Source organism: Kitasatospora sp. NPDC001095 (assembly GCF_053598615.1).
Window position 1 is genome coordinate 20,923 of sequence record NZ_JBSFKQ010000027.1, and the last position, 17,460, is coordinate 38,382.

Below are 17,460 nucleotides of genomic sequence, written 5' to 3' on the forward strand. Positions count from 1 at the left end.
CGTCAGCGGTGCTGACAGCCTCGGTCGACCTGCGGGTCAGCAAGCGTCTGCTATGGGTCGGCGGGGCCGCCTACCCGCTGCACAACATCGTGCGGGTCTACGCCTTCGTGCTGTTGCCGAAGCGCAAGGAGGCACTGCGGCGGTTCGCGCGGCAGGTGGTGCAGGCACTGACGCTGGCCCTGCTGGCCGTGATCGGCGCCGGACTCCCGTCAGACATCGGGAAGGGCGTGGAGATGTTCAAGGGAGCGGCCCTGACGGCGGCCCTGCTCTGGGCGGGGTACGGGTTCGTGGAGATGCTCGTCGTCCTCACCTCGCCCGCGCTACCGGTGCTGGCGGTGGACACGGCGGGTAACGCGACGGCCCTGATCGGGACCGCCGACCGGGCCCGGCTCGCGGAGGCGGTCCGGATCCTCTCGCACGCGCTGGAGAACCCGGAGGCCGAGGCCACCCTGAGGATCCGGTCGGTGACCGTCAACACCGGGAACTACCACATCGGCGACAACGTGAACATGTACGGCGGCAGCGGCAACACGGGGAAGGTGACGGAATGAGCGGCGACCACTTCCACGGCGACGTGGTGAACATGTACGGCGGCAGCGGCAACAAGGGCATCGTGCACCACCACGCGCCGGCCGCGGACGGCGACCGGACCACCACGGAACTGACGCGGGCGGTCGAGGAACTGGTCGCCATGCTGCGCGAACTCCGGGCGGGCGTGGCACCGATGGCCGCGGAGTCGATCGACGAGGCGCTGCCGGCCATCACCGTCGGCCCGCGAGCGGTGCCGCGCGAACGGCACCGGGCACTGATGGCGGTGGCGGGGATCGCCGCCACCGTCGGGGCCGTCGGTACGCCTGTCGTCGAGGCGGTGCAGCGAGTCCTGGGACTGCTCGGCGGCCAGTAGGCGGCGAGTCGAGCCGGTGCCACCTGGGTGAACCGAGCGAGAGCCGCGGTACGCGTGCTCCTCGCCGAAGCACGAACCCGGACTCCTGGCCACCACCAGCGACTTGACGCGACTCCGCTAAAACCCGGGGTTCGAGGTATCGGAATTTGGCGCGCCGTCCCATAGCCTGACCGCGCAATCGAACACACGCGTCCCTTGCCTGACAGGTAGTCAGCAGTTGCTGGCCCGTTTCCCTGGAGCCGCCATGAGTTCCGACCGTTACCACTGGGATCGCTCGCACCCGGGCCTGACGGCGCTGCGCGAGGCGATCGAGCCCGTGCGCCAGGAGGTCCTCCGCCACCCGGTCTACCGGGAGCTGAACTCCCTGGAGCGGGTTCGGACGTTCCAGGAGCGCCATGTGTTCGCGGTCTGGGACTTCATGTCGCTGCTCAAGTGCCTGCAGCGGCAGCTGACCTGCGTGGAGCTCCCGTGGCTGCCGAGCGGACCGACCGCGAGTCGCCGGCTGATCAACGAGATCGTGCTGGTCGAGGAGAGCGACGAGCTCGGCGACGGCTACATCAGCCACTTCGAGCTCTACCTCGACGGCATGGCCCGGGCCGGGGCCGACACCGGCCCGGTGGACGGTTTCCTGCGGCTGCTCGGCACCGGGACCGGTGTCGCCGAGGCGGCGAAGGCGGCCGAGATCCCTTCTGCGGCTGCCGAGTTCATGGCGGTCACCTGGGACATCATCGAGAACGCGCCGGTGCACTGCCAGGCCGCGGCCTTCGCGTTCGGCCGTGAGGACCTGATCCCGGAGATGTTCGAGCAGGTGATCCGGATCGAGGATGCGAACAACCGGCTGACCGTGTTCAAGGACTATCTGGCGCGGCACATCGAGGTGGACGGCGAGCAGCACACGCCGATGGCCATGCAGATGCTGATCGACCTGTGCGGTGACGACCGGGAACGCTGGACCGAGTGCGCTGACACCGTCCGCCGCGCGCTGTCGGCCCGGGTCGCGCTGTGGGACGGGATCCTCGCGGACTGCGGCGACTGACGCAGGGGCGGCTCGTTCCCGCCGGGCGGCTTTCATCGTCAGCTGCCCGGCGGCGCCGCGGTGGCCCGCTGCGGGGCGGGCCGGGTTTCGCCCATGGCTCGACCGGCGCGGGCCCGCCGACGGGGCCGGGGTGATCGGTCCCCGGCCCCGGCTCGAGCGCGGCCGCCGACACCGGGACGGCCGCGGGGTGAGCCGCTCTGGCTTTCGGGGCCTCCGAGCCCGGCGGCCAGGTCACCCGTTCACCACCGGCCGATGGATGCCGGGCCCGGCACCCCTCACGATGACGAAGTGGGCTGTGCCCGTACCGGGCCCAGTCATGTCGGCTTCGAGCCGACCCGGGCAGTCCGCTCCGGACCATCCGTCTCTCTTCCCCGGAGGCCGTAGTGGGACACGCTGTCGGTGATGTGCTGGGCCTGGCCGCGGGTATCGCGGTCAGCCCGCTGCCGATCGTGGCGATCATCCTCATCCTGGCCACCCCACGGGGTCGCCTCAACGGGCTGCTGTTCGCCCTGGGCTGGGTTGTGGGGCTCGCGGCGCTCGGGGGGCTCATGCTGGCCGTCGGCGGCACAGGAGGAGCCTCGGCCCACAAGAATCCGGCCACCTGGGTCGGAGCACTCAAGCTCGCTCTGGGCGCACTCCTCGTCGTCTTCGGCGCTCGTCAGTGGCGGCGCCGCCCCAAAGACGCCTCCCAGGCGCAGCTCCCGAAGTGGATGGCGGCGATCGACGGCTTCACTCCGATCAAGATCTTCGGCCTGGCGCTGCTGTTCTCGGCGGGCAATCTCAAGAACGCGCCCCTGACCATCGCTGCCGGCGCCTCGATCAGTTCTTCGGGGCTCCCCGTGCCGCAGCAAGTCGGAACGCTCGTGATCTTCGTGGCCATCGCTTCTCTGGGCGTGCTTGCGCCACTCGTCGTCTACCTGGTCATGGGCGAGCGCGCCAAGAGCATCCTGGGGAGCTGGCGAGACTGGGCCGCGCAGCACAACATCGCTGTCCTGGCCGTCCTGTTCTTCGTGCTCGGCCTCAAGCTCCTGGGCGACGGCATCAGCATCCTCGCCACCTGAGGCTGCCGCGCTAGTGACCGTCGCCCTGCTCGATGTGCAGATGGATCGGCCCGCGGAGAACGGGACTGCGCCGGTACGGTGGCGGGTCGGCGACGAGCCTGGGGCGGTCGAGCCGGCGTGCCAGCTCGGTCAGCGCGATCTGGGTCTCCCGCCGGGCCAGTGGGCCGCCGAAGCACAGGTGGATACCGCTGCCGAATCCCAGGTGCTGGTTGTCACGCCGGTCAGGGTCGAAGCGGTCGGGCTCGTGGAAGCGGTTCGGATCGCGGCTGCCCGAGGCCAGCATCAGCATGATCTGCGAGCCCTTGGGGATGACGGTGTCGGCGACCGAGATGTCGCTGTACGCCGCCCGCCAGGGGATGATGTGCACGGGCGGCTCGTACCGCAGCAACTCCTCGACCAGCGGTATGACGAGGTCGGGTTCGTCGCGCAGTCGCTGCAGCACCTGCGGGTGGCGCAGCAGCGTCAGCATGCCGTTGGTGATGAGGTTGACGGTGGTCTCGTGGCCGGCGATGAGCAGCAGGTTGGCGGTGGCGACGATCTCCTCGTCGGTCATCCGCCCGTCGGGGCCGTCATCGTTCGCCAGCCGGGCGAGCAGGTCTTCGCCGGGTCGCCCGTGGCGCTGGTCCACCAGCCCGCCGATGTACTGGCGCAGGTCTTTGCGGGCCTGTATGCCCTTTTCCAGTTTTTCCTTCGGGTCGGTCTTGGGGTTGTAGTCGATCGCGTTGATGACGTCGTCCACCCAGAGGTGGAACCGCGGCTCGTCCTCGTATGGCACGCCGAGCAGACGACAGATGACGGTCACGGGGAACGGGTAGGCGAAGTCGTCGACGAGGTCGATCTGCTCTTTGCCCGCGAAGTCGTCGATCAGGCTGCCGACGATGCCGGCCAGGTCGCCCTCCATGCCGGTCACCAGTCGTGGGGTGTGCGGGGGGCCGAAATGGCGCATCGCCATGCGCCGCAGGCGGTCGTGCGCGGGTGGGTCGAGGCTGATGAACGCCGGGGTGGTCTGCTCTTCGGCTCCGGGCGTCGGGTGCGAGAGGTTGCGGGTGTCCGAGCTCAGGTGCGGGTCGTGCAGGATGTCGGCGATCTCGCGGTAAGTGCTGATGACGTAGCTGCCGTCCTCCTGCCGTGCCACGGGCGTTTCGCGCAGTTCGGCGTACAGCGGGTACGGGTCGGCTCGGGAGGAGTGGTCGAGGATCCGTTGCAGCGTGCTGGGCGTCTCGGTCGTGGTCATCTCGCTCTCCCTCCTAGCGGTGCTGGTACGCGGCCGTGACGCGGCGCTCGCTCGGGTCGTGGCCGGTGACGACCACGGTGGCGCCCTGGGCGAGCAGAGTGGGGCCGGGGAAGTCGACGGGCGCCGGTTTCTCGTCGGCGGGCTGGTCGGGGGCGGGGCAGGGAGGCGGGAAGGGCGCGGCCGTCTCGATGAGTGTTTGGTAGTGGTCCAACCACTTCGCGTTGTCGAAGCTCACTGCCGCGGTGACACGTCCCCGGTAGCCGTATGCGGCGACGAAGCGGCGGTCGGGCACCGATCCCTGGGTGACGACCACCTCGTCGGCGAAGGTCGGCACGCCGACGGACTTGATGTTGACCCCGAACTGGATCGACCAGAACCGCGGGATCGACAGGTGGGGCCAGCGGTCCGCCTGGCCGCTGACCATGTTGTGCGCCGCGACCTCGGCCTGCTCCACGGCGTTGGCCCAGTGCTCCAGCGAGATGAGCCGGTACTCGTAGACCGGGTTCGGGCAGCGTGCCACGTCTCCGGCGGCGAAGACGTCGTCGGTGACCAGGCCGTTGAGGTCGAGGGCGCGGCAGCCCGTGTCGCAGGCAATGCCCCAGACCCCCGCCGCCAGCCCCGAGCCCTGCAACCACTCGGTGTTGCGGATGCCCCCGAGTGCCACGACCGCCACGTCGGTGTCGATCGTGCTGCCGTCGTCGAAGTGGGCCCGGCGCAGCCGTCCCTGCGCGTCGCCCTCCAGCCCGGTGACCTTGACACCGCAGCGCAGGTCCACGCCGTGAGCGCGCTGCAGGTCCGCGGCGACCTCACCGATCATGGCGCCGAGCGCCCCGACCAGCGGCGCCGGCGCGAGTTCGGCGACGGTCACCGGGATCTCCCTTTCCCGGCAGACGGAGGCGATCTCGGAGCCGGTGAATCCCGCGCCGATGACCAGTACCCGGGAGGGTCCGGCGGCGAGTGCTCGCCGGAGGGCCGCCGCGTGCTCGCGCGTTCGCACGACGAACACGCCGTCCAGAGCCGCCTCGCTCTCGACGAACCACGGCCGGGCCCGGACCCCGGTGGAGATCAGCACCCGGTCGAAGGGCACCTCACGGCCGTCGGCGAGGCGCACGTGGTTGGTCGCCAGGTCCAGCCCACTGGCGGGCACGCCCAACAGCCACTCCGCATCGATCTCGCGGCGGCGCGGCAGCTTGGTGTTCTCGGCCGGCACCCACCCGGTCAGTACCTGCTTGGAGAGGGGAGGCCGGTCGTAGGGCTCGCCCGTCTCGTCGCCGATCATGGTCAGCGATCCGGTGAAACCCTCGCCGCGCAGCGCCTCCGCTGCCCGCAGTCCCGCCAGGGACGCCCCGACGACCACGATGCGGCCCTCGCGCTTGAAGGCTTGCAGGTTCTCGGCGCTGGTCATGACGGCGATGCCTTCGCCCGTGCGTCCCGTCCCTCCAACCGGTCGACCAGGATCGCCTGGACGGGGCAGGCCGCCGCGGCGCGCAGCACCTGGTCACGTCGGGCGTCGTCGGGGTTCGGGTCGTACATCAGGGCTTCCTCGCCGTGCATCCGGAACGCGTCCGGAGCGAGGAAGGCGCACTGGGCGTACCCTTCGCATCGGGAAAGATCAACGACAACTCGCATCCCGACCTCCACAGGGGCTGCAAGCTGCGGGCCCGGAAGCCTGCGCCATCTCGGCGCAAGGCGCGGCAAGGCTGAGGAGAAAAGGCGTCGGCCGTTGCCCACCTCCGCGGACTGCAGGGGTGCGCGCCGCGCCCGTCGGGTCGCCGCAGGAAGAATCCGGTTGTCGCCTACGAGGCGACGGGCGGGTAGTGCCGCTCAGAGATCATGACCTACTGAGTAGCCTATCCCGTGCGCATATCGCCCGCACCCGGCAGTTCCTACGGGCTGGCGTGGAGCCCATGTCGAGGCCTGGCGGTGTTCGCCCGAGCGGCGCAGTGCGCGCACGGCCGGCGTGTGGGCCTGGCTTCCGGATGGTTCGGTGGCGACAGGAGCCGACAGGACTCACCCGAGGTTCCAGGGTCGGCCGGTCTTGGAGGAGAACCAGCGTGAGCGTAGCCCAGGGAGCCTCGCAGGGCGTTATGCCCGCACATCTGTTGCGAAACCAGAAGGCGCTCGTCACCGGAGCGAACTCGGGCATCGGCAAGGCGACGGCCATCGGCCTGGGCCGTGCCGGAGCCGACGTGGTGGTGAACTACGTCGCCGGGCGTGAGGAGGCCGAGCAGGTGGTCGAGGAGATCTCCGGGTCGGGAGTGCGCGCGGCGGCGTACGAGGCGGATGTGTCGCAGGAGGATCAGGTCGTCGCGATGATCGAGTGGATGGTCAAGGAGTTCGGGACCATCGACATCCTCGTGGCCAACGCCGGGCTGCAGCGCGACGCTCCGTTCACCGAGATGACGACGGCCCAGTGGCAGAAGGTGTTGGACGTCAACCTCACAGGCCAGTTCCTGTGCGCTCGGGAGGCGGCCAAGGAGTTCCTCCGGCGGGGGATCGTCCCGGAGGTGTCGCGAGCCGCCGGGAAGATCATCTGCATGAGCTCGGTGCACCAGCTCATCCCCTGGGCCGGCCACGTCAACTACGCGGCCTCCAAGGGCGGCGTGCAGATGATGATGGCGACACTCGCCCAGGAGCTCGCGCCCCACGGGGTCAGGGTCAACGCGATTGCTCCGGGAGCCATCAGGACACCCATCAACCGCGATGCCTGGGAGACTCCCGACGCGGAGAAGGACCTGTTGCAGCTGATTCCTTACGGGCGTGTCGGCGATCCGGAGGACATCGCCCGCGCGGTCGTCGGCCTTGCCTCGGACCTCATGGACTACGTGGTGGGCACCACCCTCTATGTGGACGGCGGCATGACCCTCTTCCCCGGCTTCGCCACCGGAGGCTGACCGCTGGGCGACTCCCCGGCCGGCAGGCGGGGACCCTGGCCGGCCCTCAGTCGCGCTGCTGATCGAGGGCATCGTCCAGGGTAGTGGCTGCCATGATCAGCGACAGATGCGTGAAAGCCTGCGGGAAGTTGCCCAACTGCTCGCCACTGGGACCGACCTCCTCGCCGAACAGGCCGACGTGGTTGGCGTAGGTCTGCATCTTCTCGAAGGCGTAGCGCGCGGGACGGATCCGCCCGGCGCGGGCAAGAGCGTCCACGTAGAGGAACGTGCAGAGGCTGAAAGTGCCTTCGGAGCCTCGCAGACCGTCCGGGGAGGCCGCAGGGTCGTAGCGATACACGAGGCTGTCCGAAACCAGCGTGCGCTCCATCGCGTCCAGCGTTGACAGCCAGCTCACCGTTTTGGGAGCCAGGAACCCGACACGCGGAATGAGCAGCAGCGAAGCGTCGAGGACGTCGCTTCCGTAGTGCTGCACGAGGGCCTGTTCCTCCTCGTTCCAGCCTCGCTCCATCACCTGTTCGAGGATCGCGTCGCGAGCCGCGGTCCAACGAGGAGCGTCGGCGGGCCGGCTGGTCTCTCGCGCCAGGCGCAGCCCCCGGTCGAAAGCAACCCACATCATCACCCGGCTGAAGGTGAAGTCCTTGCGCCCGCCACGGGTCTCCCAGACGCCCTCGTCGGGGCGATCCCAGGAATCAGCCAGCCAGTCCAGCATCCGGGCGACGTTCTTCCAGCCGTGATAACTACCTCCCATGGCAACCTCATTCGCCTCCGACAAGCCGTAGAGTGCCTCCCCGTAGATGTCCAGCTGCAGCTGATCGGCGGCCGCGTTCCCCGCACGCACCGGATACGAACCCCGGTAGCCCTCGAAGTGCGGGAGAACCTCTTCCGACAGCTCGGGATCGCCGTCGACGCGGTACATGATCTGCAGCGGCTCGCCCTCGATGCCCTGCCGGGCCTGCAGGCGGTCGCTCAGCCAGTGCGCGAACTGCGCCGCCTCCTCGGCGAAGCCCAGATCGAGCAGGGCACGCACGGACAGGGAGCCGTCGCGGACCCAGGTGTAGCGGTAGTCCCAGTTGCGTTCACCCCCGATCTGCTCGGGCAGACCCATGGTGGCCGCGGCGACAGGCGCGCCGGTGGGCGCATAGGTGAGCAGCTTGAGCGTGATGGCCGAGCGGTGCACCATACCCGGCCACCGGCCGCGGTAGCTGGAGTGGCGCACCCAGCGCTGCCAGAAGTCCACCACGTCCCAGAACCGCTCCATCGCGCTTTCCGGGGTGACTGGCGGCGGGCTGTCGCCATCGGACCCTCCGACGGTGAACACCACCGCGGCCACCTCACCCGGCTCCAGGGTTACCGAACCCCGCATGTCCGTACCGTCCTGCTGCAGGGGGAAGGTGCTCTGCAGACAGGCGGTGACGTCCGGTGCCCGGAAGGTGGCGGTACCGTCCTGCACGTCGAGATCGTGGGTGGCCCGGCCGTAGTCGAAGCGCGGGCGGCACTCCAGTTCGAAGTGCACCGTTCCGCGCACCGCCCGCACACCGCGGATCAGCACGTGCCTGTCCGTCGGGGTGCCGGTGCGATCCGGTGGCATGCAGTCGAAGACCTCGCCGACGCCGTCCGGCGACATGAACCGCGTGACCAGGACTGCGGTGTCGGGGTAGTAGAGCTGCTTGCAGGTGGCGTTCCGGTCGTCCGGCGCGAAGAGGAAGTACCCACCGCGGTCGTGATCGAGGAGGGCGGCGAAGACACTGGGCGAGTCGAACCGGGGAGCCGCGAACCAGTCGACGACTCCCCGAGACGAGATCAGAGCAGCGGTCTGCAGGTCGCCAACGAGGCCGTGGTCGGCAATGGGCGGGTAACGGTCCATGATCATCTCGCTTCCCTGTGCCCCTGATCCCACTGTCCGCCCTGTTCGACGGGGCCGCCACGGAATGCGGGGAACGTGGAGGTGGCCCGGCACGGACGGCTGATCGCCGAGGGCAGCTGCCGACTGGAGTTGGACCACTACCCGGGCCGGAGTTCCAGTGGAGCGTGAGGCCGGTGTCACGAGGGGCTGGCCGGATTCGAGCGGTGCCGTTCCGGTGGCCCGGCTCTCGGGGCGCGCGCGCTCCGGCTCCGCCCCGGGGACCGGCGGGGGCACCGCGTGACGGAGGAGCCGACGGCCCGGCGCGGCTCGCCGAGCTGGCCCGTTCGACAGGACTGCGACGGCGGGCCTCCCCGACCGGGCCTCACACCGACGGTGTGCGGGCCGGATCCGGTCGGAGCGGACGACCGTACGCATGCGGGCGAACCGGGCGCCGCAACGTCCCGCCGGGGGTGCGGCCGCGGGCGGGGCCGGGAACGGATTACCGGCCAATGTCCCGGCCGTCCGGCTCGGCGGCGCCCGCCGCGACCTAGACTCGGCCCACGGGGCGGCGCGAAGGCGGGAAGAGGCGGGGGTCGCAGCGATCCGAGCCGCGTGCCCAGGGGGGACCTCGCACGTCCGCGGCATCCGCTCGGGCCTGCCGGTCGCGGCCTTGGCCCGTACGCCCGCCCTGTCGGGGTCCGCCCTCGTACGCTCAGTCCAACTCGCTCCAAAACGTGCCGAATTGACGACGCGTCATCATCATCATTTCGAGAACTGGGAGACCTCCATGTCCGAACAGCTGCAGGACGCCCTCGCGCTCGACGACCTCGACCTGGGCGAGCTGACCGTCACCGCGCTGCGTGACAGCATCGCGCTGCCGGAGGGTGGCGCCTCCAGCAGCCCCGCCTCCAGCTCCTGCAACTCCTCCTCCAACACCAGCATCGTCCACCCGCCGGCGACCAGCGTCCTCCACCCGTCGGCGTCGGCCTTCTGAGGATCGTGCGACTGAACCGCTGAACCACCCACGGGACCCGGCGCGTTCCGGTGCGGACGCGCCGGGTTCCTCCCCCGTCCGCCCGCCCATCGGAGGTCCTCCGCCGTGCCCAACCGCGCCCCGGCCCCGGCCGCATCGGCACCCGCGCCACCGGTCACCGCGGCCTACGCGCTGGTGCGCGCCACGGTGCTGACCCGGGCCGCGCAGTCCGCCCCGTCCGGCCTCGTACGGGACCTGCTGGCCCGGCTCACCGCCGTGGAGGCCGCCGACGCCGCTCTGCGGCCCGCCCTCGGCGACGATCTGTACGCCAGCCGGGCCGAACACGGCGAGGAGTTCCACCGGCGGGTCGTGCTCCCACTGCGCCGGGCCCTGCACAGCGGCCGTGCGCCGCGCCCCGCGCTGCTCGACCGGCTCGCGGACCTGCCCGTGCGGGTCCCCCGGCTCGCGCACTGGCTGGAGCTGAGGCGGCGACACGCCCTGCTGCTGACCGAGCTCACGGCGGCGGTGCCGCCGGCACTGGCGGCCGAACGGGCCGCGCTGGCCGAGGTGTGTCGCGAGCCCGCGTTCCGGCGCGCCGTCGCCCTGGGCAGCGCCGACCTGCTGCGCGCGGTGGTCAACGCCTCGGAGGCGAACCCGGAACGGGGCGGCAGGGCGCACAAGGAGGAGGCCGCCGTCCTGCGCCACGCGCTGCGGGCGACCGGCAAGACGAGCCCGCTGTCCTGGTTCACGGCGGTCGGCTGGGCCTCGGACGAGCTGCGCGGGAACGGGACGCAGAGCGCCCCGCGCGCGGTCGTCCGGGAGAACCGGGCCCTCGTCGCGGCGCTGGTCGACGCCCTGCTCGACGAACCCCGGCGCGCCCGGAGCCTGCCGCACCGGATGACCAGCGCCGCCCGCGTCGACGCCGGGCGGGCCCACTACCGGCGCACCCGGGCGGTGTTCGTCGGGGGCCGCTACCTCGTCGCCCGCGAGGACGAGGTCGAACTCGGCGCCCGGCCGGAACTGGCGGTGATGGCCTCCCTCACCGAGACCCCCGACCCGCCGGGCCGACTCGCCGCACGGCTCGCCGAGGCCCTCGGGCGCCCCGGCGAGGACCCGGCGGTACGGCGCTTCGTCGACCGACTCCTCGACGCCGGGCTCCTGGTGCCGACCGAGCCGGTGGACCCGCAGGGCCCGGAGCCGCTGCGACGGCTCGCCGACTGGCTCCACCAGTGGCCGCAGGACACCGAGTTGGCCCGCAGGGTGCGCAAACTCGCCGACGACACGGCCGCGTACCCGGCCGAGCCCGCCGAGCGCCGGCCGGCCGCGCTCCGCGCCCTGGCGGCCGACTGGCGCCAGGTGCTCGCCGACGCGGGCCGGCCCCTCCCCGAGGAGCCCGCGTCGCTCAACGTCCTCAGCGAGGACGTCCACGCGCCCGCACCGCCGCAGCCGCGGCTGGGCGCCGCCGACCGCGCCGCGCTCGCCGAACTCACGGCCGTGGCCGAGCTGTTCGACCACGGCCACCTGACCCGCAGGGACGCCCGGGACCGCTTCGTGGCCCGGTACGGCGTCGGCGGCGTCTGCTCCACGCCGTGGGAGTTCGGCGACGACGCCGGCGACGTCTGGGCGGATGTCCGGGTTCCCGAGGAACTCGCTTCCCTGCGGAAGGAGTTCATCGACCTGCCCGAGGTGGACGGCGAGATCGTGCTACCGGCTGACCGGGTGTGCGCACTGGCCGAGCGGCTGCCCGACTGGACGGCCGCCCGGCCGCTCAGCTACTCCTGGTTCGTCCAACGGGAACCGGCCGAGGGCCTGTTGTGCGTCAACCACGTCTACTACGGCTGGGGGCGCTTCACCAGCCGCTTCCTCGACGCCACCGCCCCGCAGGCCGCGGCCGAGGTCGCCCGGCAGATCCGCGCCGGGCTCGACGAGGGCGCGCGGGCCGCCCAGATCCGCCCGCTGGGCGGCTTCAACGCCAACCTGCACCCGCTGCTGGTCGCCGACGAGATCGGGCCCGACCGTCGCTGGTCCAGCCTCGCCGAGGCCGACCTCGACCTGGTCCACGACGTCGACACCGACCAGCTCAGGGTCCGCCTGCGCTCCACCGGCGAGTACCTCGACGTCCTCTACCTGGGCTTCCTCTCCCCGATCATGCTTCCGCGGCGGCTCGCGCCCCTCCTCTGCGACCACTCGAACGGCATCGTGGGCTTCCACCCGCTGCTGCGCCGCACGCCCCTGCCCGCCCCCGGCGGCACCGTCACCCACACGCCGCGGCTGCGCCACCGGCACGTCGTCCTCGCCCGCCGCCGCTGGCACCTCCCGTCCGAGGTCCTCGGCGCCCTGCGGGCCGAACTCGGCGCCGATCCCGGCCCGCTCGGCGTCCCCGTCGCGACCGTCGCCCGCTGGCGCGCCCGCCTCGGCCTGCCCGAGCAGCTCTTCCTCCACCCCGCGCCGGCCCCGGACCCGGAGACCACGGCCTCCGAGGCCATCCTCATCCAGCTCCGCGCGCCCAAGCCCCAGCCCGTCGACCTCGGCAACCCGCTCCACCTCCGGCACCTGGGCCGGTGGCTCGGCCGCCACCCGGACGGCGTCCTGCTGGAGGAGGCCCTGCCCGCCATCGGCGGACGGGCGGAACCGACCCGGACGGTCGAACTCGTCACGGAGACCTACCGTCCGGCCCGCCGCCCGGCCACCGCCCCGCCCGCACCCCTGCCCGTCCCCCGCCCGCTCCACCGGCGCGGAGCCGAGGAGTCGCCCCATGAGTGAGCCGATGACGAACGATCCGACCGACCACCCCGCGGCCGCGACCGCTGTGGACGTGACCCTGTACCACTACCAGCCCGACAAGGCGCGCGCCCTTCGTGAGGCCGTCCTGCCGCTGGCGCGGCGTGCGGCGGCGGGCGGGCTGAACGCCCACGTCGAGCGGCACTGGCGGTTCGGACCGCACCTGCGGTTGCGGCTGGAGGGACCGGCCGAGCGGGTGGCCGTCGTGGCGCGGGAGTCCGCCGAGGAGCTGCGGGCGTGGTCGGCCGCGCACCCGTCCGTCGCCGACCGCACGGAGGAGCAGCTGCTCGCCGAGGCCGTCGTCGCCGGGCGGGCCGAGCTGATCGCGCCGCCGTACGGCCCGCTGGTGCCGGACAACACCGTCCGGGTCACGCCCGCCGACCCGGCCGCGACCGCCGCCTTGCACGCGCTGCTCGGAGCCGAACCAGCCGCCCTGCGCGACGAGTTGATGCGGCTCGGGCTGCCCGCGATCACGTCGGCCTGTGAGTTCCTCGGGGAGCACGGCGACACGGCTCAGGCCCGGGTGCAGCTGGTGGTCACGGCACTGGCGGCGCACGCGAGCACGCACACGGACGGGCTGGTCGGCGGGCACTACTCCTTCCTCTCCCATCTGGAGGACTTCCTCGCCCACGAGGACCCGGACGGCCGGCTGCGCTCCGCCTTCGAGCAGCGCTGGGAGCGCGGCGGTCCCGCGGCCACGGAACTGGTCGGCCGCATCGCGGCCGGGGGTGCGCGCGGCTGGGAGCAGGACTGGGCGCACTGGTCGGCCACGGCCTGGAACCGGGCGGAGCGGCTGCTGGCGGCCGGTGCGGACCTGTCCGGCCGCGGCGAGGAGTACCGGGCCCGCGCGGCCGCCCTCGGCGACCGGGCCACCGCCGAACGCTGGGACTTCGAACTGCGCACCCGTTACAGCGAGTTCCACCGGATGGTGACGCGCAGCGATCCCACCGGGACGCTGTTCGACCGCGCCGACTACCTGGTCTACCGGACCAGTACCAACGCCCTGTACCGGCTCTTCGCGGTCTGCGGCGTCCGCCCGGTGGAGCGCTATCTGGCCGCCCACCTCGTCGTGCGCAGCGTGCCCGAGCTCACCGGGCACCGGTGGCGGGACTACCTCGGCCAGGTGATCGCCCGGGTCGAGGGGGCGGCGTGACGGCCGAACCGGTCACCGGGCGCACCCGGTTGCGTCCGGGCGTGGCGGTGACCCCGCTGCTGGAGGGGCTGCACCTGCGCGGGCGCGGCACCAGCCTCACCCTGGAGGGCAGCCGCTCGCTGCCGGCGCTGTGGGACGTCCTGTCGGCGCGGCTCGGCGCCGGTGCGCAGGACGCGGCGGAGGCCGGGCATCCGAGGACGGAGGCGGCGCTGGTGACCGTCACCGCCCACCTGCGTGAGCACGGCCTGCTGGTCGACCACCCCGACGGCGCGGAACCGCCGCCCTGGCCGGGCTCGGTGGCCGAACGCCCGGGGGACGCGGCGAGGGCGCTCGCCGCCGCGCGCCCGGTCGTGGCCTCGGCGGACCCGGACGGCGAACCGGCCCGCGCGGTGGCGCGCGCCCTGGCCCGGGGCGGGACGGCACCGGTCGTCACCGGGGCCGCACTGCCCGCCGGACAGGTGCTGGTCGTCGCGGGTGATCCACCCGTGGCGGTCGGCATGCAGTGCGACGCGGACGGCGGTTTCGTCACCGCGCCCGCCGATCCGGACCGCACCCGCGCGGACCTCGCCGCGATCGCGGACCGCCTGCGCTCCGGCCCCGGCCCGAGCGGCGGCCCAGGCCCGAGCGGCGGCGGTTCCGCGCCGAGGACGCTCCCGCTGCTGCTCGCCGCCGCGACGGCCCAGCGCCTGCTCTGCGCCGTCGCCGGGCTGCCGAACCCGGGTGACCCGGACGACGACCCCCGGCTGCTCGCCGGTCGGCCCTCCGTCCTCGTCGCCCGGGCCCGCCCGCCCCGCGCCGAGCACCATCCCTGGGCGGCGGCGCCCGGGCCCGCGGCCGAGCCGCCCGCGGACCTCGAAACGGCGCTGCGCCGCGCCGCCGCGCTCGGCGACCCGCTGCTCGGCGTGCTCGACGCACCCTCCCCCGGCGAACTTCCGCAGTCGCCCGTCGCCCTGGCCGCCTGCCGCACACCGTCCGGGGCCCTGGTGGCCGGGGCCGCCCGCGCCGACCTCGCGCGGCTGGCGGGTGCCCTGCGGTCCGCGGAACTCCACCTCGCGGCCGCCGATCCGGGAGTCACGGCGACGGTCGGCGCCGACCCGGGGCACGCCCTCGGCCGGGCCCTGCGGCGCGCCGCCCTCGCCGTCCCCGGCGGCGGTGAGGCGCTGCCCGAGGCGGTGTGGCGGGAGCATCCCCAGGCCGCGCACTGGGTGGCGGCGCTGGCGCGGCGCCTCGGCCGTGACGCCGGCGTCACGGTCCGCCGACTCGCCGGTCACGCCTTCCTGGCCACCGTGGAAGGAGCCCGGGCCGTCGAGGCCGGGCCCGCCGACGCGGTGTCCGTCGCCGCCCTGGGCGCCCTCACCCGGCTGACGGTCCGTGACCTCGGCCTGTCCGCCGCCCACCTCACCACTCCCAGCGGCGCCGTCGCCCCGCTGGCCGCCACCGGGCAGCAGCTCCCCGCCTGGGTGGAGGAGGGCTGGACGATCCGCTGGCTCGCCGGACTCGCTGACCGGGAACCGGATTTGCGGGCCGCACTGGACCGCCTGACCGGCCTGCGCACCACCCCCTGGAGGCCCGGCACCAGCGCCGCCCGCCCTCTGGCCGACGCCCTGGGGGGCTGCGGCTTCACCGTCCTCGTACCCGCGGGACACGACCGATGACCGACCTCCCCGTTCTCGACCCCGACCAGGCCCTGGCGCTCACGAGCGGCACCGCCGTCGTCCACCTCACCAGCTGGACCCTCGGCCTGGCCGAACGCCTCAGCCGCCACGCGCTGGCGCACCCCGTCCGCCTGGTGCCCGTGCGCGAGGACGGCGCGCTGACCGTCATCGGGCCCGTCCTCCACCGTGGTTCGCCCGCCTGCCTCAGCTGCACCGAGTACCAGCGCCTCGCCACCGCCGGCGGCAGGGTGCCCTGGCAGAGCCCGGTCCTGGCCCTCGCGGGCACCGGCACCCCGGCCTTCTCCGAGGCGGTGGTCGCCCTCGCGGCCGACCTGGCCGAGGCCGCCGCCGGGCCGGGCGGCAACGGGCCGGGCGGCGACGGGTCCCCCGAGGCCGCGAGCCACGCCACCGTCCACCTGGTCCACGGCGACCGCGCCACCTGGTCCACCCACCGGGTCCGCCCGGTCGGCGGCTGCCCCGTCTGCCACCCGCTGCCCGAGGACACGCCCGACGCCGCCCGCCTGCCCTCCGAGCCCCTCCCCCTCCCCGACCCCGCGGTACTGCGCGGCGCCAACGGCCGTACGACCGCCGAGCGGCTGCGGGCCGAACTCCACGACGAACGCTTCGGCCCGGTCCGCATCCTCTACCGCACCGAGGACTCGGCCTTCGCCCTCACCACCGCCCTGGTCACCGACGGCCGCCTGGAGGACGACGGCGGATACGGGCGGGCGGTGGACTTCCGCTCCAGCGAGCGCGTGGCCCTGTTCGAGAGCGTGGAGCGCCTCGCGGGGATGCGGCCGCTCGGCCGCCGCGGCACCCTGCGGTCCTCCTACGCCGACCTGGTGGCCGAGCACGGGCCCGGAGCCGTCCTCGACCCCGTCCGGCTCGGCCTGCCCGACCCCGGCGACCACCCCGCGCGCACCACCGTCCCGTACACCCCGGACCTGGTGCTCGACTGGGTGCACGGATGGTCCCTCACCCACGACCGCCCGATCGCCGTCCCCGAGCACCTCGCCTACTGGGACCCGCCGGGCCGCGACCGCCCCCGCGTGGCGCACGAGACCTCCAACGGCTGCGGGCTGGGCAACAGCCCTCAGGAAGCCGCGCTCTACGGCCTGTTCGAAGTCGCCGAACGCGACGCCTTCCTGATGGCCTGGTACGCGCGCACCCCACTGCCCGCCGTCGCCGTCCCCACCGAGGACCGGGAGACGGCCGACCTCGCCGACCGCGCCCACCTGCTCGGCTACCGGCTCACCCTGCTCGACGCCACCGACGACCTCGGCATCCCCGCCGTGATCGCCGTCTGCCGCTACCGGGGCACGCATCCCGACGCCCCGCGCGTCCTGCTCGCCGCCGGCGCCCACCACGACCCGAGGACGGCGATCCGCTCCGCCGTCGCCGAGGTGGTCACCAACGTCCAGGACGCCCCCCGCCGCTCCACCGCCCCCGGCGGCGCACGCGACCCGCGGCGCCTGCGGGCGATGCTGGAGCGGCCGGAGCTGGTGGCCGTGCTGGACGACCACGTCGGCCTCAACACCCTGCCCGAGGCTCAGCCGCGCCTGGACTTCCTGTTCGCGGGCCCGCCCCCCGTGCCCTGGCAGGAGCGCTGGCCCGCCGCCCCCGAGCCGGTGAGCGACCTCACGGGGCTTCTGGGGCGGACGGTCGACCGACTCGCCGGGGAGGGCCTGGAAGTGGTGGTGGTCCGCCAGGACGAACCGGGGGTACGCGACCGGCTCGGACTGTACTGCGTCAAGGTGATCGTTCCCGGGACGCTCCCGATGACCTTCGGCGAGGCCAACCGGCGCACCCACGGCCTGCCGCGCCTGCTGGACGTCCCGTACCGCCTCGGCCGCACCCCGCGCCCGCTGCGCCACGACGAACTGCCGCTGTACCCGCACCCGTTCCCGTAAGCCCCTCGGCCCTCCC

The 17,460-nt window shown here is 73.2% G+C and carries 14 protein-coding genes; 10 read left to right on the forward strand and 4 right to left on the reverse strand.

Going from position 1 to position 17,460, the window contains the following annotated elements; translation table 11 throughout:
- The first annotated feature begins 8 nt into the window (after positions 1-8).
- From ACWDBB_RS21955 to ACWDBB_RS21970, 4 genes are all read left to right on the forward strand, one after another.
- Positions 9-551, forward strand: coding sequence for a DUF6232 family protein (locus tag ACWDBB_RS21955; RefSeq protein WP_449791213.1), 543 nt, complete (start codon positions 9-11; stop codon positions 549-551).
- On the forward strand, positions 548-904 hold the full coding sequence (locus tag ACWDBB_RS21960; protein ID WP_449791214.1) for a hypothetical protein: 357 nt from the start codon (positions 548-550) through the stop codon (positions 902-904). The genes ACWDBB_RS21955 and ACWDBB_RS21960 overlap by 4 nt, the downstream gene beginning before the upstream one ends.
- A gap of 244 nt (positions 905-1,148) precedes the next feature.
- Positions 1,149-1,940, forward strand: a complete 792-nt coding sequence (locus ACWDBB_RS21965) for a DUF3050 domain-containing protein (protein ID WP_449791215.1) — start codon at positions 1,149-1,151, stop codon at positions 1,938-1,940.
- Positions 1,941-2,323: 383 nt separating this feature from the next.
- Positions 2,324-3,001 (forward strand): GAP family protein, encoded by a 678-nt coding sequence (locus tag ACWDBB_RS21970; protein ID WP_449791216.1) that lies wholly within the window; start codon positions 2,324-2,326, stop codon positions 2,999-3,001.
- 10 nt (positions 3,002-3,011) lie between these two features.
- Here ACWDBB_RS21970 and ACWDBB_RS21975 read toward each other — a convergent pair whose 3' ends face one another.
- From ACWDBB_RS21975 to ACWDBB_RS21985, 3 genes are read right to left on the reverse strand one after another with little or no spacing between them, the layout of a single operon-like run.
- A complete protein-coding gene (locus ACWDBB_RS21975; protein WP_449791217.1) occupies positions 3,012-4,235 on the reverse strand; it encodes a cytochrome P450 in 1,224 nt (407 codons plus the stop codon).
- A 13-nt stretch (positions 4,236-4,248) separates the two neighbouring features.
- Positions 4,249-5,640, reverse strand: a complete 1,392-nt coding sequence (locus ACWDBB_RS21980; RefSeq protein WP_449791218.1) for an NAD(P)/FAD-dependent oxidoreductase — start codon at positions 5,638-5,640, stop codon at positions 4,249-4,251.
- Positions 5,637-5,864 carry a ferredoxin gene (locus ACWDBB_RS21985; RefSeq protein WP_449791219.1) on the reverse strand — a complete coding sequence of 76 codons (228 nt, stop codon included), beginning with the start codon at positions 5,862-5,864 and terminating at the stop codon, positions 5,637-5,639. The genes ACWDBB_RS21980 and ACWDBB_RS21985 overlap by 4 nt, the downstream gene beginning before the upstream one ends.
- Before the next feature lie 458 nt (positions 5,865-6,322).
- On the opposite strand from ACWDBB_RS21985, the gene ACWDBB_RS21990 reads away from it, so the two are divergent.
- Positions 6,323-7,129 (forward strand): SDR family oxidoreductase, encoded by an 807-nt coding sequence (locus ACWDBB_RS21990; RefSeq protein ID WP_449791279.1) that lies wholly within the window; start codon positions 6,323-6,325, stop codon positions 7,127-7,129.
- 46 nt (positions 7,130-7,175) lie between these two features.
- Here ACWDBB_RS21990 and ACWDBB_RS21995 read toward each other — a convergent pair whose 3' ends face one another.
- Complete coding sequence (locus ACWDBB_RS21995; protein ID WP_449791280.1) at positions 7,176-8,993, reverse strand: glycoside hydrolase family 15 protein; 1,818 nt, start codon at positions 8,991-8,993, stop codon at positions 7,176-7,178.
- 766 nt (positions 8,994-9,759) lie between these two features.
- Here ACWDBB_RS21995 and ACWDBB_RS22000 point away from each other — a divergent pair.
- The 5 genes from ACWDBB_RS22000 to ACWDBB_RS22020 all read left to right on the forward strand — a co-directional run bounded on the left by ACWDBB_RS22000 (position 9,760) and on the right by ACWDBB_RS22020 (position 17,444).
- Positions 9,760-9,966 carry a thiazolylpeptide-type bacteriocin gene (locus ACWDBB_RS22000; protein ID WP_449791220.1) on the forward strand — a complete coding sequence of 69 codons (207 nt, stop codon included), beginning with the start codon at positions 9,760-9,762 and terminating at the stop codon, positions 9,964-9,966.
- Positions 9,967-10,071: 105 nt separating this feature from the next.
- The gene (locus ACWDBB_RS22005) at positions 10,072-12,708 is read left to right on the forward strand and encodes a lantibiotic dehydratase (RefSeq protein WP_449791221.1); all 2,637 of its coding nucleotides are present in this window, start codon (positions 10,072-10,074) and stop codon (positions 12,706-12,708) included.
- A complete protein-coding gene (locus ACWDBB_RS22010; protein WP_449791222.1) occupies positions 12,701-13,879 on the forward strand; it encodes a lantibiotic dehydratase C-terminal domain-containing protein in 1,179 nt (392 codons plus the stop codon). Before ACWDBB_RS22005 ends, ACWDBB_RS22010 begins: the two co-directional genes overlap by 8 nt.
- Positions 13,876-15,534 carry a hypothetical protein gene (locus ACWDBB_RS22015; RefSeq protein WP_449791223.1) on the forward strand — a complete coding sequence of 553 codons (1,659 nt, stop codon included), beginning with the start codon at positions 13,876-13,878 and terminating at the stop codon, positions 15,532-15,534. The genes ACWDBB_RS22010 and ACWDBB_RS22015 overlap by 4 nt, the downstream gene beginning before the upstream one ends.
- Positions 15,531-17,444 (forward strand): TOMM precursor leader peptide-binding protein, encoded by a 1,914-nt coding sequence (locus ACWDBB_RS22020; RefSeq protein ID WP_449791224.1) that lies wholly within the window; start codon positions 15,531-15,533, stop codon positions 17,442-17,444. The genes ACWDBB_RS22015 and ACWDBB_RS22020 overlap by 4 nt, the downstream gene beginning before the upstream one ends.
- Positions 17,445-17,460 lie beyond the last annotated feature (16 nt).